This window comes from Psychrobacter sp. TB20-MNA-CIBAN-0197 (assembly GCF_040309765.1).
GTDB classification, from domain to species: Bacteria; Pseudomonadota; Gammaproteobacteria; order Pseudomonadales; family Moraxellaceae; genus Psychrobacter; species Psychrobacter submarinus.
This window is the reverse complement of the sequence record NZ_JBEOPC010000750.1, coordinates 1-265: the sequence shown is the minus strand read 5'-3', so window position 1 is coordinate 265 and position 265 is coordinate 1. Positions and strand designations below refer to the sequence as shown.

The following is a 265-nucleotide window of genomic DNA, read 5'->3' as shown; positions in this document are numbered from 1 at the left end:
CAGCCGGGCAGCGTGGTCGGCCACATCAGCCCTGAAGACCTGATGAAAACCATCCCGCGCGCACCGCACTGAGTGACCGGCGTGCGCGGCGCTTCGGCATCGCGCACGCCCCGGCTAGCTCAAGCGCAGTAAATCGCAGGCATAAAAAAACGCCAACTTCTTGCGAAGTTGGCGTTTTTTCGTAGATGGCAGGGGCGGCTGGATTCGAAACAACGCATGGCAGGTTCAAAACCTGCTGCCTTACCGCTTGGCGACTCCCGTGTAG

1 protein-coding gene is annotated in these 265 nt (G+C 60.4%); it reads right to left on the bottom strand.

What is annotated here, in order from left to right:
• Positions 1–25: 25 nt before the first annotated feature.
• Positions 26–265: hypothetical protein (locus tag AAEY83_RS15835; RefSeq protein ID WP_351060481.1), on the bottom strand; the 240-nt coding region annotated here is incomplete at its 5' end.